The sequence below is a fragment of the Microbacterium sp. A8/3-1 genome, from assembly GCF_040267695.1.
In the GTDB taxonomy this organism is placed as follows: Bacteria; Actinomycetota; Actinomycetes; order Actinomycetales; family Microbacteriaceae; genus Microbacterium; species Microbacterium luteolum.
Genome location: NZ_CP158357.1, coordinates 1,626,343 through 1,642,513, shown reverse-complemented (window position 1 = coordinate 1,642,513; position 16,171 = coordinate 1,626,343). Strand labels below are relative to the sequence as shown.

16 protein-coding genes and 1 riboswitch are annotated in these 16,171 nt (G+C 70.1%); of the genes, 7 read left to right on the top strand and 9 right to left on the bottom strand.

The annotated features are described in order from the left end of the window. Positions 1-4 precede the first annotated feature (4 nt). From ABS642_RS08155 to nagB, 3 genes are read left to right on the top strand one after another with little or no spacing between them, the layout of a single operon-like run. Complete coding sequence (locus tag ABS642_RS08155; protein ID WP_282214162.1) at positions 5-1,192, top strand: ROK family transcriptional regulator; 1,188 nt, start codon at positions 5-7, stop codon at positions 1,190-1,192. A gap of 37 nt (positions 1,193-1,229) precedes the next feature. Further along, a complete protein-coding gene (locus tag ABS642_RS08150) occupies positions 1,230-2,195 on the top strand; it encodes an ROK family protein (protein ID WP_350352931.1) in 966 nt (321 codons plus the stop codon). Beyond that, the gene (gene nagB, locus ABS642_RS08145) at positions 2,188-2,967 is read left to right on the top strand and encodes a glucosamine-6-phosphate deaminase (RefSeq protein ID WP_350352930.1); all 780 of its coding nucleotides are present in this window, start codon (positions 2,188-2,190) and stop codon (positions 2,965-2,967) included. Before ABS642_RS08150 ends, nagB begins: the two co-directional genes overlap by 8 nt. 9 nt (positions 2,968-2,976) lie before the next feature. Here nagB and ABS642_RS08140 read toward each other — a convergent pair whose 3' ends face one another. The 6 genes from ABS642_RS08140 to ABS642_RS08115 form a co-directional block, all read right to left on the bottom strand. Next, a complete protein-coding gene (locus tag ABS642_RS08140) occupies positions 2,977-3,384 on the bottom strand; it encodes an NUDIX domain-containing protein (RefSeq protein WP_282214159.1) in 408 nt (135 codons plus the stop codon). Then, positions 3,377-4,741, bottom strand: coding sequence for an FAD-linked oxidase C-terminal domain-containing protein (locus tag ABS642_RS08135; protein ID WP_350352929.1), 1,365 nt, complete (start codon positions 4,739-4,741; stop codon positions 3,377-3,379). Before ABS642_RS08135 ends, ABS642_RS08140 begins: the two co-directional genes overlap by 8 nt. Positions 4,742-4,785: 44 nt before the next feature. Further along, a complete protein-coding gene (locus ABS642_RS08130; RefSeq protein ID WP_282214157.1) occupies positions 4,786-5,157 on the bottom strand; it encodes a YrdB family protein in 372 nt (123 codons plus the stop codon). A gap of 9 nt (positions 5,158-5,166) precedes the next feature. Beyond that, on the bottom strand, positions 5,167-7,221 hold the full coding sequence (locus ABS642_RS08125; protein ID WP_350352928.1) for a sigma-70 family RNA polymerase sigma factor: 2,055 nt from the start codon (positions 7,219-7,221) through the stop codon (positions 5,167-5,169). 464 nt (positions 7,222-7,685) lie between these two features. Continuing rightward, positions 7,686-8,861: an N-acetylglucosamine-6-phosphate deacetylase gene (nagA, locus tag ABS642_RS08120; protein WP_350352927.1), complete on the bottom strand. Its 1,176-nt coding sequence runs from the start codon at positions 8,859-8,861 to the stop codon at positions 7,686-7,688. After that, the gene (locus ABS642_RS08115) at positions 8,858-10,369 is read right to left on the bottom strand and encodes a family 20 glycosylhydrolase (protein ID WP_350352926.1); all 1,512 of its coding nucleotides are present in this window, start codon (positions 10,367-10,369) and stop codon (positions 8,858-8,860) included. The genes nagA and ABS642_RS08115 overlap by 4 nt, the downstream gene beginning before the upstream one ends. A 104-nt stretch (positions 10,370-10,473) precedes the next feature. Here ABS642_RS08115 and ABS642_RS08110 point away from each other — a divergent pair, with 104 nt between their 5' ends. The 4 genes from ABS642_RS08110 to ABS642_RS08095 all read left to right on the top strand — a co-directional run bounded on the left by ABS642_RS08110 (position 10,474) and on the right by ABS642_RS08095 (position 13,522). Further along, entirely contained in the window at positions 10,474-10,800 is a 327-nt protein-coding gene (locus ABS642_RS08110) for a hypothetical protein (RefSeq protein ID WP_350352925.1), read from the top strand. Beyond that, positions 10,797-11,198 carry a type II toxin-antitoxin system VapC family toxin gene (locus tag ABS642_RS08105; protein WP_350352924.1) on the top strand — a complete coding sequence of 134 codons (402 nt, stop codon included), beginning with the start codon at positions 10,797-10,799 and terminating at the stop codon, positions 11,196-11,198. Before ABS642_RS08110 ends, ABS642_RS08105 begins: the two co-directional genes overlap by 4 nt. 50 nt (positions 11,199-11,248) lie before the next feature. Beyond that, positions 11,249-11,333, top strand: a riboswitch (ZMP/ZTP riboswitch). Between the two features lie 39 nt (positions 11,334-11,372). After that, positions 11,373-12,647: a serine hydroxymethyltransferase gene (gene glyA, locus ABS642_RS08100; protein WP_350352923.1), complete on the top strand. Its 1,275-nt coding sequence runs from the start codon at positions 11,373-11,375 to the stop codon at positions 12,645-12,647. Next, positions 12,644-13,522, top strand: coding sequence for a bifunctional methylenetetrahydrofolate dehydrogenase/methenyltetrahydrofolate cyclohydrolase (locus ABS642_RS08095; RefSeq protein ID WP_350352922.1), 879 nt, complete (start codon positions 12,644-12,646; stop codon positions 13,520-13,522). Before glyA ends, ABS642_RS08095 begins: the two co-directional genes overlap by 4 nt. Before the next feature lie 4 nt (positions 13,523-13,526). Here ABS642_RS08095 and ABS642_RS08090 read toward each other — a convergent pair whose 3' ends face one another. Genes ABS642_RS08090 through ABS642_RS08080 form a run of 3 tightly spaced genes read right to left on the bottom strand, consistent with a single transcriptional unit; the run spans position 13,527 to position 16,142 of the window. Then, the gene (locus ABS642_RS08090; RefSeq protein ID WP_350352921.1) at positions 13,527-14,093 is read right to left on the bottom strand and encodes a hypothetical protein; all 567 of its coding nucleotides are present in this window, start codon (positions 14,091-14,093) and stop codon (positions 13,527-13,529) included. A 54-nt stretch (positions 14,094-14,147) separates the two neighbouring features. Continuing rightward, positions 14,148-14,870: a DUF6882 domain-containing protein gene (locus ABS642_RS08085; protein WP_350352920.1), complete on the bottom strand. Its 723-nt coding sequence runs from the start codon at positions 14,868-14,870 to the stop codon at positions 14,148-14,150. A gap of 39 nt (positions 14,871-14,909) precedes the next feature. Beyond that, complete coding sequence (locus ABS642_RS08080) at positions 14,910-16,142, bottom strand: MFS transporter (protein ID WP_350352919.1); 1,233 nt, start codon at positions 16,140-16,142, stop codon at positions 14,910-14,912. Positions 16,143-16,171: the final 29 nt, after the last annotated feature.

Here is a 16,171-nt window from a genome sequence, read left to right as displayed (position 1 = left end):
AAACATGTCCGTTTCGGATGAACAGCGTGCCGCATCGCCCTCGGAGTACGGCGGTGCGAATGCCCACGCCTTCGGCCCCGGCCGCCACCTTCGCTCCCGGTCCAAGGTGCTGCCCGAGCACGCGCGCGGTCACAACCGCGCCCTCGTCCTGCAGACCCTGTACCACGCCGGAGCGATGAGCCGCGCCGACCTCTCGCGGGAGACCGGGCTGACCCGCGTGACCATCTCCGACCTCGTCGCCGAGTTCATCGCCGACGGGATCGTCATCGAGATGGGAGTGCGCGAAGCCGTCGGGCCGGGCAAGCCCCCGATCCTCATCGACATCGACCGCATCGGTCATCAGATCCTCGGGCTCGATCTCTCCGGTCCGAGCGCGTTCGAGGGCGCCGTGCTCAGCCTCGACGGCGACGTCCTCGAACGTCGCGAGGTCGCCCGTCCGGAGTCTCCGGACGGCGACGCGGTGTACGCCGCGACCCTCGAGCTCGCGCGCATGCTCGTCGCGGCGTCGACGCAGCCTCTGCTGGGCGTCGGCATCGGCACCCCCGGCGTCGTGCGCCCCGACGGCGTGGTCCTCAGCTCGCCCAACCTCGGCTGGTCGAACTTCCCGCTCGAGGCCAAGCTCAGCGTCGATCTCGACCTGCCGGTGCTGGCCCGGAACGACGCCAACGCGGCCGTGCTCGCCGAATACACGTTCGGTGACGCCAAGGCCGACTTCATGCTGATCAAGCTCGGGCGCGGTGTCGGCGCCGGACTCATCACGGGCAGCCAGCCGCTGCTCGGCAGCCGATTCGCCGCCGGTGAGATCGGGCACGTCGTCGTCGGAACCGACGGCGGACCGCGGTGCGCCTGCGGCAAGGACGGATGCCTCGAGGCGTGGCTCAGCGTCAGCCGCATGCGCGAGGCGCTCGCAGCCGACCCCGGTGCGCGGGACGAGATTCTCCGTGATTCGGGAACGCGCATGGCGATCGCCATCGCCCCGATCGTCGCGGCCCTCGATCTGTCCGAGGTCGTGCTCTCCGGTCCCGCCGACCTGCTCGACGGGATCCTCATCGACGCGGCGATCGAGACGCTGCATGCGCGCACGCTCGAGGGCGTCTTCGAAGACGTCGTGGTGCGCCGCACCCACCAGGATGACATCGTGCTGCGCGGAACCGCGGTGATGGTGCTCTCCGGGCAGTTGGGGGTGTCGTGACCCGCGCCGACACCACGACAGACGCAAGCGCCATCCGATGAGCGGGGCAGAGACCGCCGACCGAGCCGGTCGGCAGATTCGAGTGGGCCTGGACGTCGGCGGGACGAAGATCGACGCGGTCGCCGTCGACGGCTCCGGCGACATCCTCGGCCGCATCCGCCGATCGACCGGCTGGGGCGACGACGCCGTGGTCGAGAGCATCGTCATGGCCGTCACCGCGCTCGCCGACGAGACGGGCTTCCCCGTCTCCGACATCGGCTCCGTCGGCGTCGGCATCCCCGGTCTCGTCGACGTCGCGGAGGGGCGCGTCGACCACGCGGTCAACCTCGGGGTGAAGTCGCTCGATCTCGCCGCGCGCGCCGAGCGGATGCTCGGCATCCCGTTCCGCGTCGAGAACGACGTGAAGGCCGCCGCCCTCGGCGCCGCGGTCCTCGGCGGGGTCGCGGGATCCATGGCCTACCTCAACCTCGGCACCGGCGTCGCAGCGGGCATCGTGATCGACGGGCGCATCTGGCGCGGTTCGCGCGGCACGGCCGGCGAGGTCGGACACATCTCTGTCGACCCGCACGGACGCCTCTGCGGATGCGGACAGCTCGGCTGCATCGAGACGTTCTGCGGCGGGGGAGCCCTCGCGAAGGCCTGGGGACGCCCCGGTGCCCTCCCGATCAGGGACATCTTCGATGCGGCGGATGCCGGAGACGCCCACGCGTCGGCACTCCGCGACGATCTCTACCACGGCGCGGCCGCCGCGGTCCGGATCCTCGTGCTGTCCGCGGACGTCGAGACCGTGGTCATCGGCGGTGGGCTCACCGCGCTCGGCGCGCGGCTCGAGGACGGCATCCGCACCGCCCTGCACGCCGGCGCAGAGGCGTCGCCGTTCATGCGGTCGCTGCGCCTGGATGAGAGAATCGAACTGCTCTCCGCGGGTTCCCCCGCGGCTGCCTTCGGCGCCGCTCTGGTGGGCGCCTCCGTACCCGAGAAGGAGATCGTCCCCCATGGCTGAGGTCGTCATCGTCGAGAACGCGGCTGCTGCCGGCGCGCTGGTCGCCACCGAGATCGTCGAGCTCATCGAGCGTCGCCGCGATGCGGTGCTGGGCCTCGCCACGGGCTCCACGCCGCTTCCGGTCTACCTCGCGCTGCGCACGCAGCTCGCCGGGCACGACGTCTCGCAGGTCCGCGGGTTCGCCCTCGACGAGTACGTCGGCATCGACCCCGCGCACCCGGAGAGCTACCGTTCGGTGATCACGCGCGAGGTGGTCGAGCCGCTCGGGCTCGATCCGCAGCGCATCCACGTGCCCAACGGCGCCGCGGCGACGATCCAGCACGCCGGCGACGACTACGAGGCCGCGATCGCCGCGGCGGGCGGAGTGGACCTGCAGATCCTCGGGATCGGGACCGACGGGCACATCGGCTTCAACGAGCCCGGATCGTCGTTCGCCTCGCAGACCCGCGTGAAGACGCTCACCGAGCAGACCCGCGAGGACAACGCGCGGTTCTTCGACTCCATCGACGACGTGCCGCGGCACTGCATCACCCAGGGGCTCGGCACCATCCTGAAGGCGCGCCATCTGGTCCTGCTGGCGTTCGGCGAGGGCAAGGCGCAGGCGGTCGCCGACGCGGTCGAGGGGCCGCTCACGGCCTTCCTCCCCGGCTCGGCGATCCAGCTGCACCCGCATGCCACCGTGGTCGTCGACGAGGCCGCGGCATCGCGTCTGAAGCTCGCGGACTACTACCGCTACACGTTCGCCAACAAGCCCGCCTGGCAGGGCATCTAGCGGGAGCGCCTACGGCGTGTGCGCCGGCCAGGCGATCGGCAGCAGATGCTCGAGGCTCAGCGGCGCAAGCGGCAGCGTCGCGACGTCGGACGGCGTGATCCAGCGCAGTTCTGCGAGCTCGGCCTGCACCGACACGGCGTCCGGGGCGACGGAGGTCGCGAACGCCTCGGCGACGACGCGGTGACCGGGTTCGTTGGCCGCTTCGGAGATGAACGTGCCGAGCGGCTGGAGGTCCGCCTCGTCGAGACGCAGCCCGAGCTCCTCGTGCAGTTCTCGGATCAGCGTCTGCGCGGGCGATTCGCCGGGCTCCGGCTTGCCGCCGGGCTGCATGAACCTCGTCGTCCCCTGCTTGCGGACGACGAGTACGCGCCCGTCGTCGTCGACGATCACGGCCGCGCTCACATGGATGTCAGGCATCGGGCTCGAAGACCTTCCCGGGGTTGAGGATGCCGAGCGGGTCGAACACCCCGGCGATCTGACGCTGCAGCCGCCACTGGTCGTCACCGAGCTCGTCGGCGAGCCAGCGACGCTTCAGCACGCCGATGCCGTGCTCGCCGGTCAGCGTGCCGCCCAGGCGGATCGCGGAGCGGAACAGCTCGTCGGCGGCGGCCCAGACGTGCGTCGGAGTCTCCGGGCCCTCGAAGATGAAGTTCGGGTGGAGGTTGCCGTCGCCGGCGTGCGCGACCGTGGGGATCGTGAGACCGAAGTCGCGCTCGATGCGCGCGATCTCGTCGAACATGGCCGGCATCGCACTGCGCGGCACCGAGACGTCTTCGATCAGCGTGGTACCGAGAGAGGCCATCGCCGCGTGCATCGAGCGCCGGATCGCGAGAAGCCGCTCGCCCTCGTCGCGGTCGCGGGCGAGTGTCGTGAGGCCATCGTGATCGCGCAGGATCCCGGCGATCGTCTCGGCCTCCGCAGCGGCCGCCGGTCCGTCTGTCCGGACGGTGAGCTGCGCTGCCCCAGGCGCCGGGGCGGGGAGGTCGAGCAGCGCGTGGACGGCGGCCAGGCTCGCGGCATCCATCAGCTCCATGATCGCGGGCTGCACACCGGCAGCGGTGACCGCAGCGGATGCCGCGGCCGCGGCCCGCACGTCGGGGAAGGTCGCGGTCAGCGTGCAGACGTCACCCGCGACCAGGCGGCGCAGCTTCAGGGTCGCGCCGACGACGACGCCCAGCGTGCCCTCCGAGCCGATCACCAGCGAGGTGAGGTCGAGGCCCGTGACGCCTTTGACGCTGCGGTGTCCGAGGTGGAGCAGGCGGCCGTCGGCGAGCACGAGGTCGACGCCGAGCACCGCATCGCGCACGACGCCGTACTTGGCGCAGAGAAGCCCTCCCGCACCGGTCGCGATGTTGCCGCCCACGGTCGAGATGTCGCGGCTGGCGGGGTCGGGCGCCCACCACACCCCGGCGGCGGCAAGCTTGTCGTTCAGGTCGGCGTTGAGGATCCCGGGTTCGACGACGGCGAGGAGATCGTCGGGCCGCACCTCGAGGATCGCGTCCATCCGACGGGTGGAGAGCACGATCTCGCCCTCGCCGGCGTTGGCCGCTCCCGCCAACCCCGTGCCGGCGCCGCGGACGACCACGGGCGTGCGTGTGGCGGTGGCGATCCGCATGGTCCGCTGAACGTGATCCACGGTCTCTGCGTGCACGACGGCGAGCGGGCGCCCGACGGCCGCGTGACCGGAGCGGTCGGCCCGTGCCTCTTCGAGCGCCTCGGGTCGCACATCGATGAGCGGGCCGAGCTCCTCCTGCAGCAGGGTCAGCGCCGTCACGTCCGCGCCCTCACGCTCACGCCTGCACACTCACGGACGTGCGTTCACGACAGGGTGCGTCGGCCGCTGAGGACCCCGGTGACGATCGCGACCAGGGCGAATGCGGTGCCGATGAGCGCCTGGCCCATCGACCACCACGCGATGGTGACACCGACGTAGATGAAGAGCTCGACGGCCGCCCGGAGGAACGGATGCACCCGCAGAACCGGGCGCGGGGAGAGGAACAGCGCCCAGATCAGCAGGACGACGATCGGGGCGCCCACACCTGCGACGACGTTCCACGGAAGCGACCAGCTGGCGAAGCCCCAGAGAGCGAGAGATGCCACGGCGACGACGAGCACGACGGCGCGGACGATGTCGAGCGCGGTGATGACCGGACGGTCGACGCCGGGGACGGGTGCTGAATCCTGGGGCATGCCCCCAGTCTATTCGGCGGGTGCAGGCTCCTCGGCCGGTGCGAGAGCCTCGTCGACCGGGGCCGTGGCCGCCTCGTCGACCGGAGCCGATTCTACGATGGCGGGTGCGGTCTCGATCGGAGCCGGTTCCGTCTCGACAGGCGCAGGAGCGGGCTCGACAGGCGCAGGAGCGGGCTCGACCGGAGCGGGAACGGGCTCCGGTTCCACGGGGGCGGCCGGCTCATCCGGCACTGCGGCCGGAACGGTGCCTGTGCTGTCGTCCAGGATCGTGGCGTCGACCGGAGGCATATCCGCGTCGATGAGCGGGGGTTCGCCCAGCGCACGCAAAGTCGTGTCGACGGACGGGCCGATGCCGTCGGCGAGCACATAGCGGAAGGTCACCGTCGTGTCGGCCGAGAACAGCAGCTGAACCAGACCGGGCCGCAGGTCGATCGTCCCCTGTCCGAGGGAGTCCAGGACGATCTCGTCGCCTCCGCCGCGGCTTCCGTCGAGCAGCGCCTCCACGGTCGTTCCGGGCACTCCCGTGATCGGCACGCTGTAGTGGATGCGCAGGCCCTCGAACCAGATCGTGGCGGCGGACCAGGATGGTGCTGTGGTCGGCACGGCGGGATCGGTCGGGTCCGTCGGGTCCGTGGGATCGGTCGGGTCCGTCGGATCGGTCGGGTCCGTGGGATCGGTCGGGTCCGTGGGGTCGGTCGGGTCCGTGGGATCCGTGGGGTCCGTCGGATCGGTTGGGTCGACCTCGTCCTCGGGATCGGTCGTCGGCGGCACCGGCGGAGCGACGACCGGCCCGGTCTGCTCCGGTGTCGACCGCGCGGCGGGCTCCTCGGCCGGCGGGGTCGGCGTCGCGTCGGGCTTCGTGACAGGTTCTTCGATGACGACCGGTTCTTCGAGGTTCATCGAGGCGTCGGGTCCGACGTCGGAGGTGATCGACGACGAGCCTCCGTCGGCGGCGCTGGCCAACGAGGTCGTGGGTTCGGCCCCGGAGAGGCCGGGGATGATCGTCGCAGCGGCGACGACGCCCGCGACGACCAGAGCCGCAGAGCCCACGCCGACGAGCGCACCCATCCCGGTGAGCACGCCACCGGACGTGCCGACGCCGGTGGCGACACCCGCGCCGCCGCCTGCCGTGCCGCCCGAACCGGCCGCGCCGCTCCCCGAGCCTGCTCCCAGAGCCACGGCGCCAGCGCCGGGGTCGCCTGCGAACACGCTGCCGGGGATGTTGGAGGGCATCGCGGCGAGGGCGACGATCGGCGCTCCGCCGCCCTGCAACGTCGCGAGATACCCCGCGGCGCCGGTGACGCCCAGGACGAGAGGGAGGAGGACCAGAGCGAGACGCTTCGAGACGTCTTTCGCCTCGGCCGCGACGATCATGCAGCGCGCGCACTCGTCGAGGTGCAGCTCGAGCCGCTTGTGGTCGCGCGTGCCGAGGTTGCCTCGCGAGTACGCGCCGAGGTGCTCGATGGTCCACTGGCAGTCCGATCCCTCGGCTGCGCTGCGCAGGTGCGCCTGGATCCATGCCTCACGGAGGCCTTCGCGGGCTCGGAAGGCCAGCTGCGAGACAGCGCCGGACTTCATGCCGAGGAGCGGCGCCACCTCGTGCGGCTTCATCTGCTCGATCTCGGTGTACCAGAGCACCTCCTGCCAGCGGGAGGGGAGGCTGCGGAAGGCCTGCGCGGTCAGGCTGCGGTCGAGAGCCTCGTTGGCGGCCTGGTCTGTCGTGTCAGGGTCGGCGACCGTGTCGAGTTCGTCGATCGCGGTCTCGCGACGGGAACGACCCCAGGCCGCCGCCGTGTTGCGGATGCTCGTGAACAGGTAGGCGCGGAACGAGCCGTTCGGGCCCCCGCCCTTGATGATCGCCTGATAGATGCGGGTGTACGACTCCTGCACGAGGTCGTCGGGGTCGATCGACGAGGTGATGGAGCGCGCGACGGACAGGCCCGACGGGTAGTGGCGTCGCCAGAGTTCGCCGAACGCCTCCGTGTCGCCCGAGCGGGCGCGGAGGATCAGGTCGGCGTCGCCGATCGGCTCGTCGTGGTGTGAGTTCTGTTCGTGCACTGTCATCCATCGCTCCTGGGGCGCAGGAACGCCTCCACAGGAAGAGACGCGCGAGAGAGGATCTCATCACGCGTCTTTCCATTCTCTCCCGGATCTCCCAGCTTGGCCACCCCTCGGCGAGATCTCACCGGCAGATTCTTTGATGTGATAAAACCCAGGTCTGGAGCAATTTCCTGAGATCGTCGAGAAAAGATTCGAGGAAAATCTGAGAAGTCGCGTAATGAATCGGCGTCCGCGTCGTCTCATCCCATAGAGATAGCCGTACGAATTCCACCGGGGGGCGGAGTTCAGGCGCTGGTGCGAGGGGCAACTGCACCGGCTGGGTGGGTCGAGAGCCTCGGGGGAGGAGTTCTCGGCCCCCCTCTCTGTGAGGGGATGAGGCCGCCGATCTGGGGATAGGCGGCCTCCCGCCCCACTTCACGAACGACCGGAGAGCGCAGAGCTGCGCGTCGTCGCGCGATGCGCGGCTCTCATCCTGCGAGCAGCCGTGATCCCACCCATACGCGCGCGACGTGCAGTTCTGCATCCAGAAGCACGGCATCCGCCGTCATGCCTTCGCGGAGGCTGCCGAGTGCAGAATCGCGGCCGATGGCCCGCGCCGGCGTCTCGGTGAGGGCCCGCACGGCCTCGGTCAGTGTCGCGCCTGCATCGACTGCCCGGCGCAGCGCCACGTCCTGTGTCAGGGTCGACCCGGCGATCGAGCCGGTGTCGTCGGCGCGGGCCACGCCGTCCTCGACCGTGACGCTCACGGCGCCGAGGTCGTAGTGCCCGTCGGCGCTGCCCGCTGCGGCCATCGCGTCGGTGATGAGTGCCACGCGTCCCGGCGCGGAGTCGAAGATCAGCTTGATCACGTGGGGATCGAGGTGCACGTTGTCGGCGATCGCCTCGAGGATCACGCGATGATCCGCCGCCGCGGCGAGAACCGGACCGGGCGCGCGGTGGTGGATGCCCGGCATCGCGTTGAACGCGTGCGTGAGGATCGACGCCCCCGCTTCGAAGGCGGCGACCGCCATCGCCGCGTCCGCGCTCGTGTGGCCGACGGCCGCCGCCGCTCCTGCGGCGACGATCTGGCGGATCGCGTCGAGTCCGCCGGGCAGCTCGGGCGCGATCGTGACCTGACGGACGGTGCCGCGACCGGCCTCGAGAAGGCGGGCGACATCGGCCGCCGTGGGTGCCCTGAGCAGCGAGGGCTCATGGGCGCCGTGATGCGCGGGGTCGAGGAACGGCCCTTCCAGGTGGGTGCCGAGGATGTCGGCATCCGTCTCCATGAGATCGGCGATTGCGGCGACGCTGCGGCCGAGCTCGTCCAGCGGCGCCGTCACCAGCGAGATCACCGCACGGGTCGTGCCGTGCGCGCGATGCAGGGCGCGCCCGGTGCGGATCGCCTCGACGCCGTCGTCGAACGCGGATCCCGCTCCTCCGTGCCCGTGGATGTCGATGAAGCCGGGGGTCAGCACGGCACCGGGCCCGGCGATCTCGGCGGCGTCGAACGCCTCGTCCGCTGGTTCCCAGGTCGCCCCCGTCCCGCGTGCGACCACGGCGCCGTCGACGAAGCGGACCCAGCCGTCCTCGACGGCCTCGCCCCGATCGATGATGCGGGCGGAGTGGATGACCAGCGAACCGGTCGCGGAGGAGTGGATGCTCAACGTTCGCTCCAGGGGATCTCGTCTGCGGGGTGGAAATCGACCCCCTCAGCCTTCCACAGCGGGGCGAGCGAGCCGAGCCGCTCGCGGAACGACGCCCAGACGCGGTCGGGTGCCTCCTTCGGCGACCACGCGACCTCTGCCTGTGCTGCGGCGCGCGGGAAGACGAGCTTCTCGACGTCGCTCAGCGTGCGCGTGGTCTCGGACCAGAGCGGAGCCTCGATCCCGAGGATGGCGGCATCCGGAACGTCGAGGACGGCGGTCGGCTCCCACTCGTACGCGGAACGGACGTCGATGATCGCCGCCCACGTCAGTCCGAGCGGGAAGTCCTCCGAGTACTTCATGTCGAGGTAGGTGACATCAGCGGCGGACATGATCAGCGCCCCGCCGCGCTCCACGAAGTGCACCGCTTCCTCGGCGTGCGTGCCCTCCGGCGTCGTCTTGCCCCAGTACTGGCCGATGGTCCCCTCGGCGATCTCGGCGGCGGAGCCCATCTCGTGCCAGGCGACGGGCGTCTTGCCCTCCTCGAACACGATGGCCGTGACCCGCTCGGCGAAGAGGTCGAAGTCCGCCTGAGGGGTGCCGAGCGATTCGTCTCCGCCCACATGGATGTACGGGCCCGGCGTGAGCTCGGCGAGCTCGCGCACGACGTCGCGGACGAACTCGTAGGTGCGCTCCTCGTGGATGCGCACGCTGGAGTGGCCGACGCCCCAGCCCAGGTAGATCTCGCCGGCGACGGGCAGCGGCTGCCCGAGCCTGGCGGACTCCGAGACGAGCCCGTCGTTCAGCACCGGCGCTTCGACGAGATCGGGGTACGCGACGCCGATCGCGTGCGTGTGACCGGGCAGATCGATCTCCGGGATCACGATCATGTGCCGCTCGGCCGCATACGAGACGATCTCGCGGTAGTCGTCCTTCGTGTAGGAACCGCCGGGGTGGCCGTCGACCGACGTGCTGGACGAGAGCTCGGTGAGGAGCGGCCAGGAGTCGATGTGGATGCGCCAGCCCTGGTCGTCGCTCAGGTGCAGGTGCAGGTGGTTGAACTTGAGAGCACTCGTGCTGTCGATGAACTTCTTCACCTCGGCCACGTCGAAGAAGTGCCGCGCGACGTCGAGCATGACGCCGCGGCGACCGAACCGCGGAGCATCCTGCACCTCGGCGCGCAGGACGCCCCAGCCGCTCTCGTCCTCGCGGAGCAGCTGCAGCAGCGTCTGCACGCCGTAGAAGAGCCCGGCCTCGTCGGCGCCGACCACGACCGCCCGATCGCCGACGGCGAGCGTGTAGCCCTCGGCGGCGGCCACGGCCGGGTCGACGCGGAGCTCGATGTCGGCCGGAGACGCGTCGGCGCGGGAGAGGCGGATGCCGCTGCGTCGCTCGACCGCCTCGATCAGCTGCGTCGCGGCGGGGGAGGAGCCGAGCACGCGCGTCGTCGCGGTGATCGGCATCCGTCCTTCTCCTGCGGTGGCGGACACGGGTGCTGGCACGAGCGGAAGGGAATGGGTAAAGACCATGAACAAAACCTACCCGGCCGCACCGTCCAGCGGAATGGTGGAAGTCGAATCGATGCTGTGGACAATCTCTGCGGCGGTGGGTTCTCCCTCGTTACCGTCGTCCCATGCTGACCGCGAAGACCATGCATGCAGATGTGCATGCTACTCTCCATCCCATGGTGGCGATTCAAGTGCGCGACGTGCCGGGAGCGATCAGAGACGATCTCATGCGGGCAGCGCGCGAGCGGGGGCAATCCCTGCAGGTGTTCCTCCGTGAAGTCCTGGAAGTCGAGGCGAGGAAGTCGCGAAACCGTGAGTTCCTGCGTGCGATGGCGCCGATTCCGGTCTCCGGAGAGATGTCTTCCGACCGCATCGCGGAGCTGATCCGCGAAGGTCGGAACGGACGTGACGAACGCATCATGGACGCGCTGGGCAAGCCGGCCGATTCGTGATCGTCCTCGACGCATCGGCCGTGGTCGAGGCGATCACCGACGTCGGCGCTCGGGGACAGCAGGTGCGTGAGGTCATGATGGGTGATGGCGACTGGGCGATGCCCGCGCATGGCCCGACGGAAGTCGCGAACGCGCTTCGCGGGCTGCGTCTCGCCCGTCTGACGACCGATGAAGAGTTTCGTGGGCAGTTGGCGCTGCTCCAGCGGATGGAGCTGGTGCTGTTTCCGGTGTCGCCGCTCCTCTCGCGGGTCGCCGACCTCGCCATGAATGCCACCGCCTACGACGCGGCGTACCTGGTGCTGGGGGAGGTGCTCGAAGCCAGGGTGCTGACCACCGACCGCAAACTCGCCACGGTCCCGGGCACCCATGCCGACGTCCACGTGGTAGCGATCGGATGAGATCGCGGCGGCGTCGCGGGACGCAGCGGGCAGCGCCGATCCGCTATGCTCGTAACCGTCGCAACTGGCGTCTGGGTGGACTACCACCGGGGAGCGACTGACCACGGAATTCGACCGCGCGCCTGGGCCGATCGGTACACCCTTTCGAATCCGTTGTCAGAGGAGCATGTCATCATGACCGACCGTTACTTCAACGCCCCGCTTTCCGAGGTCGATCCCGAGATCGCTCAGGTCCTCGACCGTGAACTGAAGCGTCAGCAGACGTTCCTCGAGATGATCGCCTCGGAGAACTTCGTTCCCGTGTCGGTGCTGCAGTCTCAGGGCTCCGTGCTCACGAACAAGTACGCCGAGGGCTACCCGGGTCGCCGCTACTACGGAGGCTGCGAAGAGGTCGACGTCGCCGAGTCGCTGGCGATCGAGCGGGCCAAGAGCCTGTTCGGCTCGGAGTTCGCGAACGTCCAGCCACACTCCGGCGCTTCGGCCAATGCGGCGGTGCTGCACGCCATCGCCCGCCCCGGCGACACCCTGCTCGGCCTGTCGCTCGACCAGGGCGGCCACCTGACGCACGGCATGAAGATCAACTTCTCCGGCCGTCTCTACGACATCGTCGCCTATGGTGTCGACCCCGAGACCTCGATCATCGACATGGACGAGGTCCGTCGTCTCGCCATCCAGCACAAGCCGAAGGTCATCATCGCCGGCTGGTCCGCCTACCCCCGCACGCTGGACTTCGAAGCCTTCCGCGCGATCGCCGACGAGGTCGGTGCGCTGCTCTGGGTCGACATGGCGCACTTCGCCGGTCTCGTGGCCGCGGGCCTGCACCCGAACCCGGTGCCGCACGCGCATGTCGTCTCGTCGACCGTGCACAAGACCATCGGCGGCCCCCGCTCGGGCTTCATCCTCACGAACGACGCCGACATCGCGAAGAAGATCAACACCGCCGTGTTCCCCGGTCAGCAGGGCGGACCGCTCATGCACGTGATCGCCGCCAAGGCGACCGCGTTCAAGCTCGCGGCCACTCCGGAGTTCGCCGAGCGTCAAGAGCGCACCCTGCGCGGTGCCGCTCTCATCGCTGAGCGCCTCTCGCAGCAGGACGTGAAGGATGCCGGCATCGGCGTGCGCTCGGGCGGCACCGACGTGCACCTGGTGCTGGTCGATCTGCGCGATGCCGAGATCGACGGCAAGCAGGCCGAAGACCTCCTGCACGACATCCGCATCACCGTGAACCGCAACGCGGTGCCGAACGACCCGCGTCCGCCGATGGTGACCTCGGGTCTGCGCATCGGCACGCCGGCGCTCGCCACCCGCGGTTTCGGCGACGCCGAGTTCACCGAGGTCGCCGACATCATCGCACTGGCGCTGATCCCGGGGGCCGATGTCGAGGCCCTCCGTGCACGGGTCGACGCGCTCGCCGCCGGCTTCCCGCTCTACCCGGACCTGCAGCAGTGACCGCTGTCGTCCTCGACGGCAAGGCGGCGGCCGCCGAGATCCGCGCCGAGCTGACCGAGCGTGTCGCCGCGCTGAAGGCGAAGGGGATCACGCCCGGCATCGCCACGGTGCTCGTGGGCGCCGACCCCGCCTCTCAGCTCTACGTGGGCATGAAGCACCGACAGTCCGAGGCGATCGGGATGAACTCGATCCAGCGCGAGCTGCCCGCCGACGCCACACAGGCCGACGTCGAGGCGCTGATCGACGAGCTCAACGCCGACTCGGCGTGCCACGGCTACATCGTGCAGCTGCCGCTGCCGAAGCACATCGACACGGATGCGATCCTCGAGCGGATCGATCCCGCGAAGGATGCCGACGGGCTGCACCCGACCAACCTCGGGCGGCTCGTGCTGAACGTGAACGCGCCGATCCACACCCCGCTGCCGTGCACGCCGCGCGGTGTGATCGAGCTGCTGCTGCGCAACGACTACGACCTCAAGGGCAAGCACGTGGTCGTCGTCGGCCGCGGTGTCACGATCGGACGCTCGATCGGGTTGCTGCTCACGCGGCGCGACCTCAACGCGACCGTCACGCTCACGCACACCGGAACCGTCGACATGCCGCGCTACCTCCGCGAGGCCGACGTCATCGTCGCGGCGGCCGGGGTCAAGCACCTCATCCGCGCCGAGGACGTCAAGCCCGGCGCGGCGGTGCTCGACGTGGGCGTCACGCGGGAGAGCGATGCGGAGACCGGCAAGAGCCTGGTCTTCGGCGACGTGCACCCCGACGTGGCCGAGGTCGCCGGCTACCTGTCTCCGAACCCGGGCGGTGTCGGCCCGATGACGGTCGCCCTGCTCATGACCAACGTGGTCGAGGCGGCGGAGCGGCTCGCCTGACGAGTCAGCCGAGTTCGTCGAGCATCCGCCGCTGCTCGGGAGTGAGGCCGTCCTTGAGCTCGTCGCGGGCGGCCGCGGTCTCGGGCGTCTCGCGCTCGGGGGCGGGGGCGGGGGCGGACGCCGTCGGCTTCGTGCCGCCGCCCTTGACGCGCGACTGGACGACATCGTAGATCTCGCCGGCCTTGGCGTGGAGCTTGTCGTCGATCTGGTCGTAGACGACCCAGCCGAGCAGCAGGATCAGCGGCGGGATGACGTAGCCCCAGAAGCTCGTGGAGCGTACGCCGCTCAGCCACACCGTGAGAACCCACACGATCAGCTCGACGATGTACACCAGGACGTACTGGACGACCTTCTCACCCGTCTTCGTGCGATCGGCCGCCGACTTCGCGGCCGATCGCCGGAACACGCTCCGCAGCAGCGGCTTCACGAAGAGCGCCGCGAGCGTCAGGATGATGGCGGCCCAGAGCGCGTTCCAGCCGACGGAGACGCCGCGCAGCAGCAGGCCGATCAGCAGCAGGACCGCGACGTTGAACACGTACAGCGACACGAACCGGACGATTCCGTTCTTCATGCGACCAGAGTCCCACACCGCACCGGATCCCGCAGGTGCCGCGCCCGCGTCGGATCAGGCGTGTCCGGCGAGTGACCCTTCGATCCCGCTGATCCGCGCCTGCTCGTCGAAGCGGAACGTCGCCGAGCCCGAGGCGTCGACGACGGAGGCTCCGGAGAACGCCTCATCCGTCCAGGTGAGGGTCCAGCCGGCGAGACGGGCGAGGTCCCAGACGGCCGTGCGGGCGTCGGTGAGAGCAAGACCGGAGAGGATGCGGGGGAGGGCGATGACGGCGTCCGACACCGTGAGGGCGGGGAGCGGGGCGTCGAGGACGAACACGGCGCGGGTGCCGCCGCCCACCGGCGCGGAGTAGTAGGGCGAGCGACCGGTGAGCTCCACCGCGACCCCGCCGACCACGTGAGCGGCCTGGGCGATCCATTCCTCGTCCGCGGCGGCGTCGGCCGGGAAGGCGACCTCGGGTGCCGCGAGATCCGCGATGCCGTGCTCCGCGCCGTACGCGCGCAGCTGAGCGGCGACGCCCTGGGCATCGCCCTGCGGATGAGCCCAGGCCCACAGCATCGACCGGGGTCCAGGAGCGATCGTCGCGATCAGGTGCGCCCGAGTGACGAGCTGACGAGACGGGTCGGCGTTCGCCGTGAAGGTGATGGTGCCGGCTGCCATGTCGGCGTCCCAGCGATGCTCACCCAGCGCGTCGGCCGCGGCGGCGAGAGCGTCCTGGCGGAGCGCGGTGAACAGGGCGGCACGGTCGGCGAGGGGCTGGAGCGCGGCGAAGGTCATGCTGACAGTCTCGCCCGGATTGCTATGAATAAGCCAGAGTCAGCTGCGCCGTGTCAGGGCGCCGTCCGGCCTCCCCATGCGCCACACGCTCGGCACGAGGAGGGTCACGAGCGCGACGCAAGCGTAGACGATCCCGGATGCGATCAGCACCGTCGCAGCATCCGCTTGGGTGACGAGCCAGCCGAAGACCAGCGTGCCGATCGGCATCGCCACGAAACTCCCGAGCATGTCGTAGCTCGACACGCGGGAGAGCTTCTCACCGGGGACGTTCTCCATCATCGCGAGGTTCCACCCCGTGCTGAAGACCTCGGCACCGGCGCCCGCGATGAACGCCGCCATGGCGAGGAGCACGACGGCGGGGTGCACGCCGAGCATGGTCACGGGAATCGCGAACGCCGCCATGCCGAGCATCCCGTAGCGCAGCGGCCGTCTGAGCGGGAACCACATCAGGATCAGCGTCATCACGAGGACGCCGGCGCCCTCGGCGCTGAGCACCCAGCCCCATCCGGCGATGCCGAGCAGATCGTCGTTCTTCGCGATGTACGGACCCACGACGCCCCAGGCGCCGACGTGGATCGCGTTCATGACCATGAAGGCCAGCACGATCGTCCAGAGCCAGGATCGGCTCCAGAACTCCTGCCAGCCGACGCGCAGATCGTGGAACATGGTCGTGCCGCCGGCGTGCGCGGGCGGCGGGAGCTTGACCAGGGCGAGGACCGGGATCGCGATCAGCCAGCCGGCCGCCTGGACGACCATGGCCCAGGCGGGACCGGCGGTGGCGACGAGGATCCCGGCGATGATCGGGCCGCCGATCGTGACGGCCGAGCGCACGAACGAGAGCATCGCATTGGCCTGCTGCAGGTTCTCGGGCGTCGTCAGCTGCGGGATGATGCCCTGCATGGCCGGCAGCACGAACGCGGTGGAGGCTCCGTTGGCGACCGAGAGCACCACCAGCAGCATGACGGTCGCCGAGTCCGTGAAGAGCAGCGCCGCCATCGCGCCGATCGTCAGGATGTCGATCACGTAGCAGGTCTGGATGATCAGGGCTCGCGGCAGCCGGTCGGCCACGACGCCGCCGAACAGGAGGAAGACGATGTTGCTCACCGTGAAGGCGGTGAGCACGAACGACAGGGAGCGGGCGTCGTTGTCGATCTCCAGCACCGCGAAGGCCAGAGCGATCGACGACATCGAGCCGGTGATCATCGTGATCGCCCTGGCGAGGAAGAACCAGCGGAAGTTGCGATCCCGCATCGCGGCGAGCCCGCGGCTCATCGGTTCACCGCCCTCGTCTGCATCAGACG